Source organism: Streptomyces sp. NPDC030840 (assembly GCF_055572015.1).
The window spans coordinates 51,907-71,213 of sequence record NZ_JBVIEE010000031.1 but is presented as its reverse complement, the minus strand read 5'-3'; the positions used below and the strand labels follow the sequence as shown (position 1 = coordinate 71,213).

18 protein-coding genes are annotated in these 19,307 nt (G+C 71.5%); 8 read left to right on the top strand and 10 right to left on the bottom strand.

The window, feature by feature from the left end:
* Positions 1-111 precede the first annotated feature (111 nt).
* On the bottom strand, positions 112-504 hold the full coding sequence (locus ACZ49J_RS40890) for an ankyrin repeat domain-containing protein (RefSeq protein WP_467456200.1): 393 nt from the start codon (positions 502-504) through the stop codon (positions 112-114).
* 329 nt (positions 505-833) lie between these two features.
* Here ACZ49J_RS40890 and ACZ49J_RS40885 point away from each other — a divergent pair, with 329 nt between their 5' ends.
* Positions 834-1,028, top strand: a complete 195-nt coding sequence (locus tag ACZ49J_RS40885; RefSeq protein ID WP_467456201.1) for a hypothetical protein — start codon at positions 834-836, stop codon at positions 1,026-1,028.
* A 41-nt stretch (positions 1,029-1,069) separates the two neighbouring features.
* Positions 1,070-2,773, top strand: coding sequence for a hypothetical protein (locus tag ACZ49J_RS40880; protein WP_467456202.1), 1,704 nt, complete (start codon positions 1,070-1,072; stop codon positions 2,771-2,773).
* Positions 2,774-2,784: 11 nt separating this feature from the next.
* On the opposite strand, the gene ACZ49J_RS40875 is transcribed toward ACZ49J_RS40880, so the two are convergent.
* Positions 2,785-4,293, bottom strand: a complete 1,509-nt coding sequence (locus ACZ49J_RS40875) for an SCO1417 family PLP biosynthesis transcription factor (RefSeq protein WP_467456204.1) — start codon at positions 4,291-4,293, stop codon at positions 2,785-2,787.
* Positions 4,294-4,357: 64 nt separating this feature from the next.
* On the opposite strand from ACZ49J_RS40875, the gene yczE reads away from it, so the two are divergent.
* The 4 genes from yczE (at position 4,358) to ACZ49J_RS40855 (ending at position 7,885) form a co-directional block, all read left to right on the top strand.
* Positions 4,358-5,071, top strand: a complete 714-nt coding sequence (gene yczE, locus ACZ49J_RS40870; RefSeq protein ID WP_467456205.1) for a membrane protein YczE — start codon at positions 4,358-4,360, stop codon at positions 5,069-5,071.
* Entirely contained in the window at positions 5,068-5,835 is a 768-nt protein-coding gene (locus ACZ49J_RS40865) for a glycerophosphodiester phosphodiesterase (RefSeq protein WP_467456206.1), read from the top strand. Before yczE ends, ACZ49J_RS40865 begins: the two co-directional genes overlap by 4 nt.
* A 50-nt stretch (positions 5,836-5,885) precedes the next feature.
* Entirely contained in the window at positions 5,886-7,232 is a 1,347-nt protein-coding gene (locus tag ACZ49J_RS40860; RefSeq protein WP_467456207.1) for an MFS transporter, read from the top strand.
* 278 nt (positions 7,233-7,510) lie between these two features.
* The gene (locus tag ACZ49J_RS40855) at positions 7,511-7,885 is read left to right on the top strand and encodes an RNA polymerase-binding protein RbpA (RefSeq protein WP_099500427.1); all 375 of its coding nucleotides are present in this window, start codon (positions 7,511-7,513) and stop codon (positions 7,883-7,885) included.
* Between the two features lie 279 nt (positions 7,886-8,164).
* Here ACZ49J_RS40855 and fxsA read toward each other — a convergent pair whose 3' ends face one another.
* From fxsA to ACZ49J_RS40835, 4 genes are all read right to left on the bottom strand, one after another.
* Positions 8,165-8,737 carry an FxsA family membrane protein gene (gene fxsA / locus ACZ49J_RS40850; protein WP_467456208.1) on the bottom strand — a complete coding sequence of 191 codons (573 nt, stop codon included), beginning with the start codon at positions 8,735-8,737 and terminating at the stop codon, positions 8,165-8,167.
* Between the two features lie 86 nt (positions 8,738-8,823).
* Positions 8,824-9,621 (bottom strand): polyprenol monophosphomannose synthase, encoded by a 798-nt coding sequence (locus ACZ49J_RS40845; protein ID WP_467456266.1) that lies wholly within the window; start codon positions 9,619-9,621, stop codon positions 8,824-8,826.
* 693 nt (positions 9,622-10,314) lie between these two features.
* The gene (locus ACZ49J_RS40840) at positions 10,315-11,919 is read right to left on the bottom strand and encodes an amidohydrolase (protein ID WP_467456209.1); all 1,605 of its coding nucleotides are present in this window, start codon (positions 11,917-11,919) and stop codon (positions 10,315-10,317) included.
* A gap of 182 nt (positions 11,920-12,101) precedes the next feature.
* The gene (locus ACZ49J_RS40835) at positions 12,102-12,542 is read right to left on the bottom strand and encodes an Lrp/AsnC family transcriptional regulator (protein WP_189859173.1); all 441 of its coding nucleotides are present in this window, start codon (positions 12,540-12,542) and stop codon (positions 12,102-12,104) included.
* A 269-nt stretch (positions 12,543-12,811) separates the two neighbouring features.
* On the opposite strand from ACZ49J_RS40835, the gene ACZ49J_RS40830 reads away from it, so the two are divergent.
* The gene (locus ACZ49J_RS40830) at positions 12,812-13,252 is read left to right on the top strand and encodes a hypothetical protein (RefSeq protein ID WP_467456211.1); all 441 of its coding nucleotides are present in this window, start codon (positions 12,812-12,814) and stop codon (positions 13,250-13,252) included.
* Positions 13,253-13,858: 606 nt separating this feature from the next.
* Here ACZ49J_RS40830 and ACZ49J_RS40825 read toward each other — a convergent pair.
* Positions 13,859-15,031: an acyl-CoA dehydrogenase family protein gene (locus ACZ49J_RS40825; protein WP_467456212.1), complete on the bottom strand. Its 1,173-nt coding sequence runs from the start codon at positions 15,029-15,031 to the stop codon at positions 13,859-13,861.
* Between the two features lie 371 nt (positions 15,032-15,402).
* Here ACZ49J_RS40825 and ACZ49J_RS40820 point away from each other — a divergent pair, with 371 nt between their 5' ends.
* Positions 15,403-16,650, top strand: coding sequence for a glycoside hydrolase family 18 protein (locus ACZ49J_RS40820; RefSeq protein ID WP_467456213.1), 1,248 nt, complete (start codon positions 15,403-15,405; stop codon positions 16,648-16,650).
* Between the two features lie 58 nt (positions 16,651-16,708).
* Here ACZ49J_RS40820 and ACZ49J_RS40815 read toward each other — a convergent pair whose 3' ends face one another.
* From ACZ49J_RS40815 to ACZ49J_RS40805, 3 genes are all read right to left on the bottom strand, one after another.
* Positions 16,709-17,368, bottom strand: a complete 660-nt coding sequence (locus ACZ49J_RS40815) for a TetR/AcrR family transcriptional regulator (RefSeq protein ID WP_467456214.1) — start codon at positions 17,366-17,368, stop codon at positions 16,709-16,711.
* Positions 17,369-17,478: 110 nt separating this feature from the next.
* Positions 17,479-17,619, bottom strand: a complete 141-nt coding sequence (locus ACZ49J_RS40810; RefSeq protein ID WP_467456215.1) for an SCO1431 family membrane protein — start codon at positions 17,617-17,619, stop codon at positions 17,479-17,481.
* 153 nt (positions 17,620-17,772) lie between these two features.
* The gene (locus ACZ49J_RS40805; protein ID WP_467456216.1) at positions 17,773-19,167 is read right to left on the bottom strand and encodes a peptidase C39 family protein; all 1,395 of its coding nucleotides are present in this window, start codon (positions 19,165-19,167) and stop codon (positions 17,773-17,775) included.
* Between the last annotated feature and the right edge of the window lie 140 nt (positions 19,168-19,307).

The window sequence follows — 19,307 nt, the reverse complement described above, 5'->3', positions numbered from 1 at the left end:
GAATCACGAGGTCATGATGACTCGACCGTTCTGCCTGCCGCGACCGAAATTTCCGGCGGCCCCGTACCGCCTCCCCCGTCTTCCGTGTTCTACCTGGTCAGAACAGTCGGATCAGTGTGCGCCGAAGAGTTCGAGCAGGTGTGTCCTGCCGAACATCCGGGCGGTGTCGACGGCCGAGGGCGTGCCCGCGAGCGTGTCGGCGCCGCCTTCCAGGAGGACCTGGATGACCGCTTCCTCGCCCTTGAAAACCGCCCCCGCGAGCGGTGTCTGGCCTCGGTCGTTGACGTGGTCGGCCTCGGCGCCGCGCTCCAGGAGGGCGCGCACCGCCTCGGCGTGACCGTGGTAGGCGGCGAGCATCACGAGCGAGTCGCCGCGGTCATTGGTGAGGTTGGCCGGAACGCCCGCGTCTACGTACGCCACGAGCGCCTCGGTCTCGCCCCGGCGCGCCAGGTCGAAGATCTTCGTCGCGAGCTCCACGACCTCGGGGTCGGGGGCTTCACTCATGGGTCGGACCGCCTCTCACAGCGAGCGCGTACGAGCCCGGGAGGGCTCCAGGGACAGCTTCAGGGCGCGTACGGCGGCGAACAGGTGCCGCCGTACGGGTGAATCGCCAGAGTACTGGCCTTCGCGCGCACATGACCGGAGCCGCCCGAGGCAAAGTTCACAGCAGCCCCCGTCAGGCGGGACCTGATGGCCCGGTCAGCCCGGCGCCGACTCCGCCGTTCGGGCGAAAAATCCCCCGGACAACCCATTTACCCCTTTTATCGTATAGATACATTTTGTGACCCTGGAAGAACTCATGGTGACTGTCCCCCTCGACCAGGAGAGCACACATGATTCTGTCCATCTCAGGCGTCGTCCTGCTCGGCGTCATCGTCTTCCTCTACTTCCGGAAGGACAACCTCAAGGCCTCGCACGCCATCGTGGCCACGCTGTTCGGCTTCTACCTCGCCAGCACGGGCATCGCGCCGAGCATCGAGGCGGGCGGCGAGAGCCTCGCGAGCCTCCTAGGAGGCATCAAGTTCTGATCCCCCTCCCGCCGCCCCGTACGCACCAAGAGGAGACCGACGTGGCCCGCCGCCCCCTGCCCCGCATCCTGAGCAACGGCAGTGCGCACCTCGCCCGAAGCCGGGAGCTGGCCCGGACGGCGGCCGACGGTGCCACCGACGTCCTCCACCCACTGATCACGATCACCCGTGGAATGCGTCGCCTGGCGGCCGCCGGGCGACGCAGGTGGGCCGGCACCCCGAAGGACCAACGGGCCTCGTTGTTCCTCGTGGGGGCGTCGCTGGTGGTGGTGGTCGCCTTGCTGCCGTACGGACCGCTGCTCGCCGCCATCGCGCTGATGGCGGCGGCAGCCTGGCACGGCCGTGCGGGCGCGGCGGCACCCACGGGCCCGGACGAGGCACAGAAGCAGCGCCTCCAGGCGTTGTACGAGGCCCTCGTGCCGTACTTCACGGCCGCCGACGACCCCGACCCCCTGTACAGCCACGGCGGCGACTGGCAGAAGGCCATCCCGGAGTACGGCTTCGACGACTCCGGGCGCGTCCAGCGGCTGGAGATCCACTACCCGGCGTACTTCACGGACGGCGAGGCCGAGTCCCGTGCGCGGATCGAGCGGGTGGTGCACTCCAAGTCGGGCCGCGGCCGCGAGTACCTGTTCGACTGGTTCGAAGAGGGCAACCAGCTCACGGTCACGGTGCTGGCGCCACTTCCCACCGACATCACCGCCCAGCGCTTCGTCACGGCACCGGGCGAAGTGGTTCTCGGCTTCACCGACGCGACGCACGTCCAGCGCACCCTGCCCGTGGAACACGGCGACGAACGGCGCGACGTCCCTCCGGTCGTCTGGCGCACGGGCACCCGCTCCACCGAGCCGCATCTGCTGGCGGTGGGCGGTCCCGGCAGCGGGACGACGACACTCCTGCGCTCCCTCGCCCTCCAGGCCCTGCAGTACGGCGACGTCCTGATCGTCGAGGGCAGCGGCACCGACGAGTGGGCGTGCCTGACCGGCAGGGACGGTGTGCTGGCCGTCGAGTGCGGCCTCGCCGGGGCGCTGGCCGGCCTGGAATGGGCGGCTCACGAGACGGAGCGCCGGCTGATCGCGGCGAACCGCGCACGCCAGGCGGGCCACCCCCCGCCCGAGGACACCAAGCGCCCCCTGTGGATCCTGCTGGACCGCCCGAGCGCCCTGGGCCACGTGGCCGCGGCCGACGGAGGCCCGGATCCGCAGTCCCTGCTGCAGGTGCCACTGCGCCACGGCCGCCCGGCGAACGTGACGGTCGTCGTCGCCGAACAGTTCGACGGTCTGGACACCCTCTCGGAAGCGGTACGGCAGCACACGCGCGCGCGTGTGCTGCTCGGCCCCGCCTCACCGGAGCAACTGCAGGACGTCCTCGGCGCGCGCCCACGCACCACGCCCACCACGGACATCCCGCCCGGCCGCGGGTACGCACGTCTGGGCGCGGGCCCGGTCCACCGGCTCCAGGTGCCGGCCACCCCGGATCCGTACGACGACGCAACGGCCGAGAGCCACCGTCAGGCGGTGCTGGACCTGCTGCCGGCCCGGACCGACTTGGCGGACGAGGTGCCCACGCAGACCGACGGGGTGCCGGGGCAGACCGACGGGGTGCCGTCCGGGGCCGGGGCCGCGCCGGTGGAGTCCGCGACGGTACGGCTGGACAAGGCCGCCGACAAGGCAATCGACAAGGCAGTCGACAACGAGGGCGACAAGGGCGTCGTCCCGGCCAAGGCCGCGGTGGCCGAGGGCTGACCGCGCCAGGGTCAGGCCACGAACGTACGCGGCGCCTCCGTGCCCCCGCCCGCCCCCGTCTCCACCAGTCGCGCCGCCGCCGCGAGACGCACGGCAGCCTCGTCCGCCACCGCACCGACCACGGTGAACGGAAGGCGCACATACCCCTCGAAGGCCCCGTCGACCCCGAACCGCGGCCCCGACGGCACACGCACGCCGACCCGCTCCCCGGCCTCGGCGAGCCGCGAGCCCGACAGACCGCCGGTGCGCACCCACAGGGTGAGCCCTCCCCGCGGCACCTCGAACTCCCAGTCGGGCAGTTCCCGGCGCACGGCGGTGACGAGCGCGTCCCGCATCTCGCGTGCCTGACCGCGCCGGATGTCCACGGCCTGCTCCCAGCCTCCCGTGCTCATCAGCCAGTTCACAGCCAGCTGCTCCAGCACGGGCGTGCCGAGATCGGCGTAGGCGCGGGCGGCGACGAGGCTGCGGATCACGTCGGGCGCGGCACGCACCCAGCCGATGCGCATGCCCGCCCAGAACGCCTTGCTCGCCGAGCCGACCGTGATCACGGTCGAACCGGCCGGATCGAAGCCGCAGACCCGCCGGGGCATCGCCGCGTCGTCGAGCTCCGGGTCGAGGCGCAGCTCGCTCATCGTCTCGTCGACGACGAGCACGGTTCCCGCGGCCCGGGCCGCGTCCACGAGCCGTCGCCGCTGGTCCTCGTCGGCGAGCGCGCCCGTGGGGTTGTGGAAGTCGGCGACCACGTAGGCGAGCCGGGGCGCCGCGTCCCTCAGCACCTGCCGCCAGCGGTCCAGGTCCCATCCGCGGAGCCCCTCGGCCATGGCGACGGGCACCAGCCGGGCGCCGGCCTCGCGCATCAACTGGAGGATGTTGGCGTAGGAGGGCGACTCCACGGCGATGCGCTCGCCCCGCCCGGCGAAGAGGTGACAGATCGCGTCCATGGCACCCATCGCTCCGGTGGTGACCATGATCTGCTCGGGCATGGTGGGGATCCCGCGCGCGGTGTAGCGCTCGGCGATCATCGCGCGCAGCGCGGGCAGCCCGGCCGGGTAGTCGCCGTGCGTGTGGGCGTAGGGCGGCAGTTCCTGCAGGGCGCCCTGCACGGCCTGGGTGAGCCAGGGTTCGGGAGCGGGCAGGGCCGCACAGCCCAGGTCGATCATCGAGCCGAGCGCCTCGGGCGGCAGCGGTTCAAGACCGCGCGCGGGGACGGGGTTCCCGGCCGGCACGGCGGTCCAGCTGCCCGCTCCCCGGCGGGACTCCAGGAAACCCTCGGTGCGCAGGGCCTCGTAGGCCGCCGCGACCGTCGTACGGCTGACGGAGAGGGACAGCGCGAGCTCACGCTCCGCGGGCAGCCGGGCCGCGACCGGCACACGGCCCTCCAGCACCAGCAGCCGGATGCCGTCGGCGAGCGCGCGATAGGCGGGCGGACGGCGGGTGCCCGGGCCCGCGGGGCGCTCCTGCTGGGAGGTGAGCAGCCGCGCGAGCTGGGCCGCGCCCACCGCCGAAGTCCACTGGGCCATGATTTCCAGTCCACCTTCCCCGAATTGGCCATGGATGGCATGTCCTGCCGAGCCACAGGGTGTCATGTGTCAGGCCACCGCCACCACCTCAAGGGGGAACGTCTTGTCCAGCGACCCGTCCAGTGCCCCATCCGCGCAGCGCCGCCTCGGGCGACGGTTGGTCCAGCTGTACGCCGGTCTCGCGCTGTACGGCGCGAGCATGGCGCTCCTCGTGGAGGCGGGCCTCGGCCTGGCGCCCTGGATCGTGCTGGACGAGGGGCTCTCCGAACTCACCGGGCTGACGATCGGCGTGACGGTGATCGTCGTGGGGGCCGTCGTCCTGCTGCTGTGGATCCCGCTGCGCCAGCGGCCGGGACTCGGCACGGTCTCCAACGTCCTCGTGATCGGCCTCGCGATGGACGCCGCCCTCGGGGTGGTGCCCGACGTGCGCACCCTCGCCGTACGGGTTCCCGTGCTCGTCGCCGGCGTCCTCCTGAACGGCGTGGCGACCGGTCTCTACATCGCGGCCCGCTTCGGGCCCGGCCCGCGCGACGGCCTGATGACGGGCCTGCACCAGCGCACCGGAGGCTCGATCGGCCGGATCCGCACGGCGATCGAGGTGGCGGTCGTGGCGACCGGTTTCGCCCTCGGGGGCACGGTGGGCGTCGGCACAGTCCTGTACGCGCTGTCCATCGGCCCGCTGACCCAGCTGTTCCTGCGTGTGTTCGCCGTCCCCACGACAACCGTCAGCACGGTCGTTGCCGCCGGTCCACCCGAGCGAGCGATACTTCCCAGGTGACCACCTCGATCCGCCACCCGTACCTCGACCACCCCGGTCCCCTCGCCTTCGCCCACCGGGGCGGGGCTGCGGACGGGCTGGAGAACACCGTGGCCCAGTTCCGGCGCGCGGTCGAGGCGGGCTACCGGTACCTCGAGACCGACGTCCACGCCACGGCCGACGGCCGGCTCGTCGCCTTCCACGACGCGACCCTGGACCGGGTGACCGACGGCGCCGGCCGTATCGCGGACCTCCCGTGGAAGGACGTGAGCCACGCGCGCGTGGCGGGCGTCGAACCGGTACCCCTCTTCGAGGAACTGCTCGAGACGTTCCCCGAGGTGCGCTGGAACGTCGACATGAAGGCGGAACCGACGCTCCACCCGCTGCTGAACCTGATCTCCCGCACGGGTTCCTGGGACCGCGTCTGCGTCGGGTCCTTCTCGGAGGCGCGCGTCGCCCGCGCCCAGCGCCTGGCCGGTCCGCGCCTGGCCACCTCGTACGGCACCCGGGGCGTCCTGGCGCTCCGGCTGCGCTCGTGGGGCATGCCGGCCGCCCTGCGTGCCTCGGCGGTCGCCGCTCAGGTGCCCGAGTCGCAGTCGGGCGTCCCCGTGGTCGACCACCGCTTCGTACAGGCCGCCCACGCGCGCGGGCTGCACGTCCATGTGTGGACCGTGAACGAACCGCAACGCATGCACCGGCTCCTCGACCTCGGTGTGGATGGCATCATGACCGATCACATCGACACGCTGCGCAAGGTTCTGGAGGACCGGGGGACCTGGGTCTGACACCGCTTCGGCCCTCGCGCGGCCCGTTCACGGGGAAGCGAGGAGCACGGGTGGGCACCGACACCGTGCGGACGGACTCGGCCGACGAGGCCGCCGGCCGCCGGCGCGAACAGCGCGGCTGGTACTTCTACGACTGGGCGTGCTCCGTCTATTCGACGAGTGTGCTGACCGTGTTCCTGGGCCCCTACCTCACCTCGGTCGCCGAGACGGCGGCGGACGCGGACGGTTACGTCCACCCGCTGGGCATACCGGTCCGCGCGGGCTCCTTCTTCGCGTACTCGGTGTCCTTGTCGGTGATCCTCGCCGTGGTGGTGATGCCCCTGGTGGGCGCGGCCGCCGACCGGACGGGCCGCAAGAAACCGCTGCTCGCGGCGGCGGCCTACGTGGGGGCGGCCGCGACGGCGGGCATGTTCTTCCTCGGCGGCGACCGCTACCTTCTCGGCGGCCTCCTGCTCGTCGTCGCCAACGCCGCGCAGTCGGTCGCGATGATGCTGTACAACTCCTACCTGCCGCAGATCGCGCCCCCCGAGGAGCGCGACGCGGTCTCCTCCCGCGGCTGGGCCTTCGGGTACGCGGCGGGCTCGCTGGTCCTGGTACTGAACCTGGTGCTGTTCACCGCCCATGACAGCTTCGGTGTGTCGGAGAGCACAGCGGTCCGCATCTGCCTCGCCTCGGCCGGCCTGTGGTGGGGCGCCTTCACGCTCGTACCGCTGCGGCGGCTGCGCGACCGCCGGGCTCCGGAGGGCCGGGCCGCGGTCCCCGGCCTGCGCCAACTCGCGGCGACCGTACGGGACATGCGCCGCCACCCGCTGACTCTGGCTTTCCTCCTCGCGTACCTCGTGTACAACGACGGCGTCCAGACGGTGATCTCCCAGGCCTCGGTGTACGGCTCCGAGGAGTTGGGCCTCGGGCAGTCGACGCTCATCGGGGCGGTGCTGCTGGTTCAGGTGCTCGCGGTGGCGGGTGCGCTCGGCATGGGGCGGCTGGCGCGGATGTACGGCGCCAAGCGCACGATCATGGGCTCGCTGGTGGCGTGGACGCTGACGCTGGCCGCCGGCTACTTCCTGCCGGCGGGGGCACCGGCCTGGTTCTTCGTCCTCGCGGCCGGGATCGGCCTCGTCCTCGGCGGCAGTCAGGCCCTCTCCCGCTCGCTCTTCTCCCATCTCGTCCCGCCCGGGAAGGAGGCCGAGTACTTCTCGGCGTACGAGATGAGCGATCGCGGCATGAGCTGGCTGGGCCCGTTGCTGTTCGGTGTCACCTACCAGCTGACCGGAAGTTATCGGGACGCGATCATCTCGCTCGTGGCCTTCTTCGTCCTGGGATTCGCCCTGCTCGCACGGGTTCCGGTGCGCCAGGCGATCACTGCCGCGGGCAATCCGGTACCGGAGAGGATTTAGCACCCGGAGCGAAAGGGCTGTAGTGTACGCGTTTGGCCTGCCAGGCGTACCGTTACTGCGCGTCAATGATGCCGAAACGCTAGGTGACATCTGCTGCCAGATGTGACAAACCGGGCGCCGGTGGGTACTGCATTGGTTGACAAGGCTGCGGCTACGACGGCGACGCATGACCCGGAACGGGACACGGGACGGGAATCTTTACCGCCGACCGGACGTTGACCGGATGACGACGACAGCGACACCTGTCCTGTGGGCGACAAGCCCGGGAGGCACGATTCATGAGTGAGCGAGCTCTTCGCGGCACGCGCCTCGTGGTGACCAGCTACGAGACGGACCGCGGCATCGACCTGGCCCCGCGCCAGGCCGTGGAGTACGCATGCGAGAAGGGGCACCGATTCGAGATGCCCTTCTCGGTCGAGGCGGAGATCCCGCCGGAGTGGGAGTGCAAGGTCTGCGGGGCCCAGGCACTTCTCGTGGATGGCGAGGGCCCTGAGGAAAAGAAGGCCAAGCCCGCGCGTACGCACTGGGACATGCTGATGGAGCGGCGTACCCGTGAGGAACTCGAAGAGGTCCTCGAGGAGCGCCTGGCCGTTCTGCGCTCCGGTGCGATGAACATCGCCGTACATCCGCGGGACAGCCGCAAGTCCGCGTAGTCCCTCCGGGGGTTGGGCGGCATACACAGCGCAACCGAAGACCGCGGGCACCGTACGTGTGGTACGGGGCCTCGCGGTCTTCGCCGTGTGCGGGTACGTCCGTGTGCGGGTACGTCTACGGGTGCGCGCGATCGTGCCTCTGCCCCCTGGGCTCCGCGCCCGGACCCCAGGGGCCGACCCCAGAAACGGGGTCTGGAGCGGAGCCCCGAGAGGGCCCACGGATCACGGGCGAGGCACAGTCCCCACGCCGCCGCCACGGGACGCAGGGGGCGAAGGAGCTCAACGGTTCAGCGGCGGCCGCGGATCCTGCGGAGTATCACCGGCGTCGTTCCTGATCACCTCGCCCTGGACCACCTTGCCGTCCGGCCGGTGCATGCGGGCCTGCTGGAAGGCGCCGCCAAGGCTCCCCGCCTCGGCTTCACGGATCTTGCGCTCGAAGGTCCGCTCGGCGTACCGCCCCAGGACCTTCTGGAGCGGCGGGATCAGCAGCAGCAGACCCACGGCATCGGACACCAGCCCGGGCAGCATCAACAGCAACCCGCCCAGCATGAGAAAGCCGTTGCCCTCACTGCCGCCTCCGCCTGCGGGAACCTCACCACGCTGCTGCTGTTGCACCGTCTCGGTCAGCTTGCGGAACGCCCGCCGCCCGGCTCGCTTGACCACCACGGAGCCGAGGACGAAGCCGGCGACCAGCAGAAGAAAGACCGTGAGACCGCCGGCCGCCCCGGCGACCATCGTCAGCAGCCAGATCTCCAGCACCAGCCACGCGGCGATGCCCAGCGGCAGGAACGTACGGAGCCGGGACCGCCGCGGCCGGGCCGGGTACGGGGGACTCTGAGCGCCAGTCGTCATGGTTCCAGTGTGCCTGTACCGGGCTCAGTGCGGGATAAGGGGCTGGTCGGACCGCGCCCTGAAGCACCCAGGTCCGGGGACCGGACCTACGACGGTCGGCCCCCGCGCCCCAGCACCTTGCCCACGCGCTCCCCCACACCCCATGCCGTGACCCGCCACAGGGCCTCCACCAGAATGTCGCGGCTCATCTTGGAGTCACCGAGCTCCCGCTCGACGAAGGTGATGGGCACCTCCACGACGTGGTACCCCGCCTTGATCGCCCGGCGGGCCAGGTCGACCTGGAAGCAGTAGCCCTGGGAGGCGACCTCGTCGAGACCGAGACCTTCGAGCGTCTCCCGGCGGAAGGCCCGGTAGCCGCCGGTGATGTCACGCAGGGGCAGGTCGAGGGCGAGCCGCGAGTAGAGGCTGCCGCCACGGGAGATGTACTCGCGGGACTTGGGCCAGTTCACCACGCGCCCGCCGGGCACCCAGCGGGAACCGAGGACCAGGTCGGCGCCCTTGAGCGCGGTGAGCAGCCGGGGCAGTTCCTCGGGCTGGTGGGAACCGTCGGCGTCCATCTCGATCAGTACGCCGTAGCCGTGCTCGATGCCCCAGCGGAACCCCGCGAGATAGGCGGCGCCGAGCCCCTCCTTGCCCTTGCGGTGGAGCACCTGAACGCACTCGTCCTCGGCGGCCAGCTCGTCCGCGAGCTTGCCCGTGCCGTCGGGGCTGTTGTCGTCGGCCACGAGAACATGCGCCTCGGGGACGGCCTTCCTCACCCGGCCGACGATCGCCTTGATGTTCTCCGCCTCGTTGTAGGTCGGGATGATCACCAAGGCCGTGCCGAGGGGACCGAACTGCCTCTCCTGGGCTCCTGCCGCGAGGGTCCCGTCGCCGTCGTTCACTGCCTGCCCCTTCATGTCCGTACGCAGGGGTCCACCTTAGTGTCCCCGGCCTGCGCCGACGCGTCGGCACGTGGGTAGAGGGTGTCGATCGCACAGGATGCAGGGTGAGACCGTTCCTCGCGTCTCCTGCGTGCTGTCCAGGATGCGCCGTCCTGCTCCGGATTGCGCGCCGGGGACGTGAGCCGGATGCGGGGCCGGTCCGGGTGAGCGCCCGCTGCGGATCGGGGCCCGGCGCCCTTCGGGCCGACCTGGGGCCCGCTGGCTGCGGGTCGACCGAAAGCCGTTGTCTACTGAGCGTCCGGGCCCCCACCCGGGTCACACCAGTCCCCCAGGCTCTCGGTGTCTCTCCCGCTCTCGTCTTCACTCGAGCAGGAGGGACCCGCGGAGCAGGGAGGGACCCCCATTTCACTGAACCTTCCTCGCCGGAGCGGACCGCGCTGGGCCTGGTTCCCGGTGACGGTGCGCCGGTGCGGCACACCACCCCTGACCCAGCGGCGCCCCGACGACCGAGCGGAAGTTCCCCGGTCGGACGTCCGGTGGTGGACCCGGCCGAACCTACCCGCCCCCCGCCGTCGGCTGTCAACAGCCGTTCGACCTGCGGCGTTTCACTGAAGCCCCAGGTCAGCGCGGAGGGCACCCAGGTGGCGTGACAGGGCGGCGGGCCCCGATCGGGGGCCGCGCCACCCCGGGAGATCACTCGCCCGGCCGTACGAACACCGTCCGTCCGCCCACGACCGTGCGCAGGCAGACGGGCAGGGCCCTGCCGGGGCTCAGGTCGGGCAGTCCGGGAGTACCGGAGCGGGGGTCGGTGGACCAGCGGGCGACCCGGTCGTCGGGGGCCTGCACGACGAGTTCGCCGGTGCGCCAGACGGCGTAGTCGGCCGGCGCCCCCGGGACCAGTACGCCCGCGTCGTCCCGTCCGACGGCCCGCCAGCCGCCCCGCGTGTGCGCCGTGAACGCGGCGCGTACGGACACCCGGTGCTCCGGCGTACGGTGGAAGGCCGCCGCGCGGACCGTGCCCCACGGGTCGAGCGGGGTGACCGGGCTGTCGGAGCCGAAGGCGAGGGGGACGCCGGCGCGCAGCAGGGCCGCGAACGGGTTGAGCGTACGCGCCCGTCGGTCGCCCAGGCGCTGCGCGTACATGCCGCCCTCCCCGCCCCACAGCGCGTCGAAGGCGGGCTGCACCGAGGCGGTGAGGCCGAGTTCGGCGAAGGCCGCGACGGTGTCGGGGGTGAGCATCTCGGCGTGCTCGACACGGTGCCGGGCGGCGCGGACGCGGGCGAGGCCGACCTTCTCGGCGGCGGCCCGTACGCCCTCGACGACGGCGGTCACCGCGGCGTCCCCGATGGCGTGGAAGCCCGCCTGCAGGCCGGCCTCGGTGCACGCGACGACGTGGGCGGCCACGTCCCCGGCGTCCAGGTAAGCGGTGCCGGTGTGGCCGGCGTCGGCGTACCGCTCGTGCAGGCACGCCGTGTGCGAGCCGAGCGCCCCGTCGACGAAGAGATCACCCGCGGCGCCGACGGCACCGAGGGCGCGCGCCTTCTCGACGTCCCGTTCCGCCCAGTAACCGACCACTCGGGGCCCCGGCACCTCGGCGGCCAGTCGCAGCAGCCCCGTGAAGTCGTCCTCGGAGGAGATCTCCGGGCCCGCGCACTCGTGGAGGGAGCCGATGCCGAGCGAGACGGCGTGGGCGAGCGCCGCCCGTTGGGCCTCGGCGCGCTGGGCCGGACCGACGGCGCCCAGCGCGGTGGCGCGCACGGCGTGGTGGTCGGCCCCGGTGAGCGGTGCGTCCGCGAAGGCGGTGCCGCCGGGGACGAGGTCGAGCAGCGCCGTCGTGACGACCGCCGAGTGCACGTCGATCCGCGAGAGGTACAGCGGGCGCCCACCGGTCGCCGCGTCCAGCTCGGCGCGCGCCGGGGGCCTTCCCCCCGGCCAGCGGGACGCGTCCCAGCCATGACCGAGGAGCACCCGGTCGCCGGGGCGATCGGCCGCGAACTCGCCTACGAGGGTGAGCGCCGCCTCCAGTGAGGGCGCGCCGGACAGGTCGAGCCCGGTCAGCGCGAGCCCGGTGGCGGTGGTGTGCACATGTGCGTCGGTGAACGCCGGAGTGACCAGAGCGCCGTCGAGGTCGATCACCTCGTCGACGCCCTCCGCGAAGGCGTCGGCCGCTCCCTCGGAGCCGACCCAGGCGATCTGCCCGCGTTCCACGACCATCGCGGTGGCGAACGGGTCGGCGGGACTGTGGACTTCTCCACCACGCAGCAGCACGGTGTCCGGCGAAGCGGTGCTCTCACTCATGGGGAACAGTCTCGCGCCTGGGGCGCACCGCCTGGCGCACGGGGCAGCCGAGAGCTGCGCACGAGGCGTCCGAGAGCTGCGCACGGGGCAGCCGAGAGCTGGCGCACGCGCTCACCCGACGTCCGCGCACGCGCTCACCCGACGTCCGCGCACGCGCCCCTCGAAGCCGTCGGCGGTGCTCCTCAGATACGCGGCGGCCGCGCCTCGTACGGTGTCGACAGGACGACGGTCGTGCGCGTCGACACCCCCGCCAGCGTCCGCAGCCGTGCCAGCAGTTCCTCCAGTTCGTGCGGGGTGGCCACGCGGACCTTGAGGATGTAGTTCTCGTCGCCCGCGACACTGTGGCACGCCTCGATCTCCGGAACGCCGGCGAGCCGTTCGGCGATGTCGTCGGGGGCGCTGGGGTCGAACGGTTTCACCGAGATGAACGCGGTCAGCGGCAGCCCGACGGCCTCCGGGTCGACGACCGCGGCGTACCCGCGGATGACGCCGCGCTGCTCGAGCCGGCGCACCCGCTGGTGCACGGCGGACGTGGACAGGCCCGTGGCCTTGCCCAGGTCGGTGTAACTCATCCGCCCGTCCTCGACGAGCAGCTGCACGATCTGTCGGTCCAGCTCCTCCATGGCGCAAGAACCTACAGGGCGGTTGATCTCCTCGGATACCTGAGCGGCGCAGGTCATACCCGGTTCGTGATGCGGCTGAGAGCTCTCTGTGAGCCGCTGGGGTGATGAGCCCGGCTCCCCGGGCACCTGCGATTGGCATGTGACGAACGCCACAGTACCCGAACAGGCTTCGTGATGTTCTCGTGATTACCGCCGAGACGGGGCGGGAAGTGCTTGCTGTGGTCGAGGCCGCAGATGCCTTCACGGCCCAGCCCGAGGGGGAGTAATCCATGCACAGTCTTAAGCGCCCTGGTCGTACCGCGCCCAAGCGCCAGCAGCCGGTCGTCGAGCCCGAGCCGGAGGGTGTCGAACCGGACGACGAGTTCGACGCGTACGACACCTGCGAGATGTACCGGGTGATCTGCCCGGACTGCGCGCAGCCCATCGCGCTCCTCGCGGACGAGGAGGTCCTGCCGGAACACGCGCTGTGCGCCTCGCCGTGGAACCCGTTCGGGCTCACGGTCTGCGCCGGTACGGGCCGCGCGGCCACCGAGGCCCGGTCCGCCGACGAGTCCGCGGAGCTCCAGGAGCAGGACACGGCCCTCCTGTTGACGCTCCCTCAGGGGCTCGACTGGCGGACGCAGCCCTTCTCGCACGTCGGCGGCCCCGGCTCGCGACCGATCCGGATGCCGGCGATGCGCCGCCAGGTGGACCACCGCCAGGCCGCCTGAGCACCAGAGCCGGCCCGACGGCCGGCGCGAGGGCCGTTCAGCCCTCCTCTTCCGAGTGACTGCCCTGCACCATGGCGCGCGGACTGCCGTGGTGCGGGATCGGTGTGCCCGGGCACGCCGGGGCAGCGCTCGTGACGTCGCGGAGCGAGACCGGGGCGAAGGCCGGGCCCGCCGTACCACCCTGCGCGGACGGCACGCCGTACACCCCGGCGAGCACAGTCCGGGGCGCCCTCACCGGTACCCCCGTACGTGGTCGCCGTGGACACATACCCGATTCCGGGGAGGGGTGACCGGCCCGCCCGCATCCGCGTTGCCCGGGTATGACCCCCTCCTCTTCCACGACCGGGCGTCACCGTCACCTCTTCGTCCCACCGCAGGGAGAATCGGTTCCCCGGCGTCTCCCCCAGCCCCAGGACCCGCCCATCTACAGCGCCCTCCTGCGCATCTGGGCGGAACGGGGCCGCACACTGCCGGGGCGCCGCGACCCGGAGTGGGTCCGGCTGGCGACGCCCTCGGGCGGACTCGGCCAGTTCTCCCGGCTCGCGGACCCGTTCGGCACCCGAGCGCCGGGCGGAGGCGACCCGTTCGGCGCTCCGCGTGATCCGCTCAGCGCGACTCCGGACCCGCGAGGTGACGGGCGATGACGATCCGCTGGATCTGATTGGTGCCCTCGACGATCTGGAGCACCTTGGCCTCGCGCATGTACCGCTCGGCCGGGAAGTCCGCCGTGTAGCCGTACCCGCCGAGGACCTGGACGGCGTCCGTGGTGACCTTCATGGCGGTGTCGGTGCAGTGCAGCTTGGCCATGGCCGCCTGCTTCGAGAACGGCAGGCCGGCGTCGCGCAGCCGGGCCGCCGCCAGATAGAGCGCCCGGCCCGCCTCGATCTGCGTCGCCATGTCCGCCAGCATGAAGCGCAGCCCCTGGAAGTCCGCGATCGGCCGGCCGAACTGCTGCCGCCCGGTGGCGTACACGACCGCCTCGTCGAGCGCCGCCTGGGCGAGGCCGATCGCGCAGGCGGCGATGCCGAGCCGTCCGGAGTCGAGCGCGGACAGGGCGATGGCGAAACCCTGGCCCTCGTCGCCGATGCGGCGGGCGTCGGAGATCCTCACCCCGTCGAAGTGGACCTGCGCGGTGGGTGAGCCCTTCATGCCCATCTTCTTCTCGGGCGCGGCGGCGCTGAGCCCCTCGGCGTCGCCGGGAACCAGGAAGGCCGTGATGCCACGGGCGCCCTCGGCGCCGGTGCGCGCCATGACCGTGTAGAAGTCGGCGATCCCGCCGTGCGTGGTCCAGGCCTTGGTGCCGGTGATCACCCAGTTGTCACCGTCGCGCACGGCCCTCGTCCGCAGGGACGCCGCGTCCGAGCCCGAGGACGGCTCGGAGAGACCGTACGCGCCGAGCAGACCGCCGCCGAGCATCGCGGGCAGGTACTCGACCTGCTGTTCCTTGGTGCCGAAGTGGGCGAGCGCGTGACAGGCCAGAGAGTGGACGCTGACGCCCAGGCCCACCGTGAGCCGGACCGCGGCGAGTTCTTCGAGGACCTGGAGGTACACCTCGTAGGGCTGGTCGCCACCGCCGTGCTCGGAGTCGTACGGCAGGCCGAGCAGACCCGACTCCGAGAGCAGGGTGAAGAGTGCACGCGGGAACCGGCCGGCGTCCTCCTCCTCGGCCGCGTGCGGAGCGATCTCCCGCTGGGCGATCTCGCGGACGAGCGAGATCAGGTCCCGGGCCTCGTCCGTGGGCAGTTGACGGTCCACCGGCTGCGGGGCGCGGTCGGGCATGGCGACGCTCTCCTCCCTGTCGGGCACTGCGGCGGACGCACCGGGGTGGGGTGACGCCACCGGGTCTCACTGGCCACAGCCGAGGGTCCTCTCCCGGGTCACGGAAGCCGCTGACCAGCGGCTGCGGCGCTTGGAGTATGCCCGATCCGGCAGAGCAAGTCACTTGTTAACGGTCGTTCATTACAACACAGTCGAGTGATCGCCTCCCGCACCGCGCGCGATGCTCCCCGCGATCAAAATTGGTCCGAACCATTGACCTCAGTGGTCTAGTCCTCCTACCGTTCCCCCACAACGCGTCTCCGCGTTCATGCCAATCGGCACAGCAGGTCAAGGCACGACCCTTTCTCAGCTCCCGTCTCCACGGAGTAACGATGCACAGACCGCACCGCTCCCGTGTCCGCTTCCGGACGCCGCTCGCCGTCGCTTCCTGCGCCGCCCTCGGCGCCGGACTCCTCGTCGCCGCGGGCACCGCGACCGCCACCCCCGCGAAGCCCTCTCCCACGACCGCCACGGCAGGCGCCGCCGGCTCGAAGGTCGTCGGCTACTTCACCGACTGGGGTATCTACGGCCGCCAGTACTACGTCAAGAACATCGAGACGTCCGGGTCCGCGGACAAGCTCACGCACATCAACTACGCCTTCGGCAACGTCGTGGACGGCAAGTGCGTGCTCGGCGACTCCTGGGCGGACACCGACAAGCCGTTCAGCGCCGACGAGTCCGTGGACGGCGTGGCCGACACCGCCGACCAGTCCCTGAGCGGCAACTTCAACCAGCTGCGCAAGCTCAAGAAGCTCCACCCGGACCTCAAGGTCATCTGGTCGTTCGGCGGCTGGACCTGGTCCGGCGGTTTCGGCGAGGCGGCCAAGGACCCCGGGGCCTTCGCGAAGTCCTGCTACGACCTCGTCGAGAACCCCAAGTGGGCGGACGTCTTCGACGGCATCGACATCGACTGGGAGTACCCCAACGCCTGCGGTCTGACCTGTGACACCAGCGGACCGGACACGTTCAGGGACCTGATGGCGGCGCTGCGCGGCCGGTTCGGCCAGAACAACCTGGTCACCGCGGCGATCACGGCCGACGCCTCCAGCGGCGGAAAGATCGACGCCGCGGACTACGCGGGCGCCGCGAAGTTCGTCGACTGGTACAACCCGATGACGTACGACTACTTCGGCGCCTGGGACGCGACCACGGCCCCGCACTCGCCGCTGACCGCATACCCCGGCATCCCCAACAAGAAGTTCAACGCCGCGGCGACCATAGCGAAACTGAAGAGCCTCGGCATACCGTCGTCCAAGCTGCTGCTCGGCATCGGCTTCTACGGGCGCGGCTGGACCGGTGTCACCCAGTCGGAGCCCGGCGGCACCGCGACCGGCCCGGCGCCAGCCACGTGGGAGGCCGGCAACGAGGACTACAAGGTGCTCAAGAACAGGTGCCCGGCGACGGGCACGGTGGGCGGCACCGCCTACGCCAAGTGCGGGGACGAGTGGTGGAGCTACGACACCCCCGAGACGATCAAGGGGAAGATGAAGTTCAAGGACGCCCAGGGCCTGGGCGGCACCTTCTTCTGGGAGCTCAGCGGTGACACCTCGGACGGTGAGCTGATCAACGCGATCGACTGACCGCAGGGGTACGGCACTCGGGGTGGGACCACTCGGCGGGTCCCGCCCCGGGGCCGCTTCAGAGGGCGTGGCGGGCCGGCTCGGGGGCCAGGTACGCGGGGTCCAGCTCCTCGATGGCGCGCAGGGTGCCGCCCAGCGTCTTCACCAGCAGTTCGCGCATGGCGTCCCTGGGCAGGCCCGGGCGGTCGATCCAGTCGAGGGTGGCGCCCTCCACGCCGCACACCCAGCCGAGCAGGCCCATCCGGGCCAGCGGCGCGATCTCGCGCCTGCCGTACGCCCCCTCGGCGATGGTGGCGACGATCGCCTCGCGGACGCCGTCCCTGATGGCGTGCACCTGCGCGTCGAAGCCGACGCCGCCGCTGACGATCGTGCGGTACGCGGCCTGGTTGTCCTCGGCGTAGCGGAGATAACCGTCAAGGGTGCGGTGCACCCTCTCCTCCGGCGGGAGTTCGAGACCGCTCGCCGCGAAGGCCACCAGATCGGTCACCGAGTCCTCGACGATCGCGAGGTAGTAGCCGCGCTTGGACTTGAAGTAGTAGTAGATCAGCCCCTTGGCGACATGCGCCTGGCGCGCTATGTCGTCCATCGACAGCGCGTCGTAGGAGATGTCGGCGAACAACTTCCGTCCGATGGCTATGAGTTCGGCGCGGCGGGCGAGGGAGCGTTCGGTGCCGCGCGTCCTCGTGCGCCCGACCGCGCTTGTGTGGCTGCTACTCAATTTCTGCCCAAGTCTCCAGCTGCCAGCGGGACATGGGGCAGTATTGCAGACTGACGCCACCTGCCTGTTCGACAACGATTCGACAGGGGCGGGGGCCGGAACGGACCGGTTCAGAGCAGGCCGAGCCTGGTGACCAGCATCGCCAGGACGATGACGAGGACCCATCCCGCGATGTGCTCGACGATCTTCGGGCCGTCGTCCCCGGGGCCGCCGGTACGCGCGCCGGTCGTGGTCGCTGATGTGGCTGTCATGGCTTCTCGCTGGTGTCGGCGTGATCGGTGGACTTCCCCCGCCCTGGTGTCCACCACCTTGCCAGCGGACGCGACGCCCGCCGCCGAGACGTTGCTCACACACCTCGGCCCCCGGCGGACCGGAGGCCGAGGCTACCCGCTGCGGCGATTGCCTCAGCGCACCCCCACCGCGGCCAGCGCCTTGCGCTGCCGGGCGGTCGGGTGGGCGGGGAAGTACAGGTAGCAGACGCCGCCGGTGCCGGAGACGACCTTGCCGGAGGCGTTGTACCGCTTGGTCCGGAGCCAGATGTTCTCCCACTCGCGCCGCTTGTAGACCCGCCGTACCGCGTCGTTGGTCGGGGAGTTCGGGTCGTTGGCGATCACGTCGCCCTCGGCCGTGAAGCCGATCACGGTCATCAGATGGCCGGCCGTGCCGTAACCCGCCCCGGTCAGCTCGGTCTCGAGGAACGACTGTGAGGTTATGGCCGGGATGCCCGCCGCGATCAGCGTCTCCAGGTCGGTGAGCGATCCGAGCCGGGTCACCACGCCCTGGAGGTCCTTGTAGGTGGCGGCGTACGCGGCGTTGAACGGCCAGTTGCCGCAGCCCTCGTACTGGTAGTCGTACGTGAACCGGGCCGCGTGGCACACCTGCGGGTCGGCGTAGTCGGGGTTGACCCAGGAGAGGTCCTCGGCGGTGGGCTTCCGGCCCCAGTACTCGATGATCATCTGCGAGGAGGTGGGGCTGCACCAGGCCTCGCCGCCGTTGTCGTACTCGGGGTACTGGCCCTTGTGGGTCTCCTGCGAGTAGCGCGGGACGACCAGTTCCTTCACGAGTCCGGGGGTGGACTCGGGGACGGTGAAGCGGTCCGGGACGTCGGAGCCCATGGCACCGAGCCGCCACACGGTGGGGGTGAGCTTGGTGCCGGGCTTGCGGTAGAGGGTGAGCCGCAGGCGGTAGGAGGCCAGGCGCAGGCCCGAGGCGGGATCGTCCACGGCGAAAGTGTCCGTCCAGACGCTGCTCCTGCCGTCGCTCTGGTCGTCGACGGAGGTGCGCCGGATGTCCTGGTCGCCGGCCGCCCACCGCCCCATCACGTACCAGGGTGAGTCCGTGCCGTCGGAGTAGGTGCCCTTCAGCTCGACCTGGAGCCAGGTGCCGGCCGGGGTGCGGGCGTTCCAGGAGGCGATGGCCTCGGTCGACGGGACCGCGAGCCTGTGGACGGGGGACGTCCAGGTCGCGTACTCCCAGGTGGAGGTCTTCCCGGTGTGCGGGTCGGCGTAGTCGGTCGTGCCGGCCGGCGCGGCGATCACCAGGCCGGGCCGCTTCCCCGCCACCGCGCGCGTGCCCTTCGCGCTGCCGCCGCGCCAGTCGTGGTACGAGGTCCAGGCGCGGTTGTCCACGAGGGATGCCGGTGCTTTCGCGGGGAGGTCGGAGGGCTTCGCGGGGTGGGCGCTGCCCTGCTCGGGCCGGGCCGCGGCGGCCGCGGCCGGGCCGGCGGCTCCCACCGCGGCCGCGGCGACGGCGGCGGCGGCCAGGACGGTTCGGCGGGACGGCTGTGAGGCTCTGGTCATGAGCGGGTGACCCCCAGTGGTCCGAAGCACGGTTGAGACGACGGCTGTGGGCCAACTATGGACGCGGGAAGCCGACTTCTGCCAGCACCACGCGCCCCGCCGTACCCGTCAATATTGGTCAGGACCACTGACATCACCCG

Excerpts from the sequence above, each read along its gene's own strand:
- ACZ49J_RS40890 (WP_467456200.1), bottom strand. The coding sequence starts at position 504 with ATGAGTGAAGCCCCCGACCCCGAGGTCGTGGAGCTCGCGACGAAGATC.
- ACZ49J_RS40820 (WP_467456213.1), top strand. The coding sequence starts at position 15,403 with ATGCACAGACCGCACCGCTCCCGTGTCCGCTTCCGGACGCCGCTCGCC.
- ACZ49J_RS40885 (WP_467456201.1), top strand. The coding sequence starts at position 834 with ATGATTCTGTCCATCTCAGGCGTCGTCCTGCTCGGCGTCATCGTCTTC.
- fxsA (WP_467456208.1), bottom strand. The coding sequence starts at position 8,737 with ATGACGACTGGCGCTCAGAGTCCCCCGTACCCGGCCCGGCCGCGGCGG.
- ACZ49J_RS40855 (WP_099500427.1), top strand. The coding sequence starts at position 7,511 with ATGAGTGAGCGAGCTCTTCGCGGCACGCGCCTCGTGGTGACCAGCTAC.
- ACZ49J_RS40805 (WP_467456216.1), bottom strand. The coding sequence starts at position 19,167 with ATGACCAGAGCCTCACAGCCGTCCCGCCGAACCGTCCTGGCCGCCGCC.
- yczE (WP_467456205.1), top strand. The coding sequence starts at position 4,358 with ATGTGTCAGGCCACCGCCACCACCTCAAGGGGGAACGTCTTGTCCAGC.
- ACZ49J_RS40825 (WP_467456212.1), bottom strand. The coding sequence starts at position 15,031 with ATGCCCGACCGCGCCCCGCAGCCGGTGGACCGTCAACTGCCCACGGAC.
- ACZ49J_RS40835 (WP_189859173.1), bottom strand. The coding sequence starts at position 12,542 with ATGGAGGAGCTGGACCGACAGATCGTGCAGCTGCTCGTCGAGGACGGG.
- ACZ49J_RS40810 (WP_467456215.1), bottom strand. The coding sequence starts at position 17,619 with ATGACAGCCACATCAGCGACCACGACCGGCGCGCGTACCGGCGGCCCC.
- ACZ49J_RS40875 (WP_467456204.1), bottom strand. The coding sequence starts at position 4,293 with ATGGCCCAGTGGACTTCGGCGGTGGGCGCGGCCCAGCTCGCGCGGCTG.
- ACZ49J_RS40840 (WP_467456209.1), bottom strand. The coding sequence starts at position 11,919 with ATGAGTGAGAGCACCGCTTCGCCGGACACCGTGCTGCTGCGTGGTGGA.
- ACZ49J_RS40830 (WP_467456211.1), top strand. The coding sequence starts at position 12,812 with ATGCACAGTCTTAAGCGCCCTGGTCGTACCGCGCCCAAGCGCCAGCAG.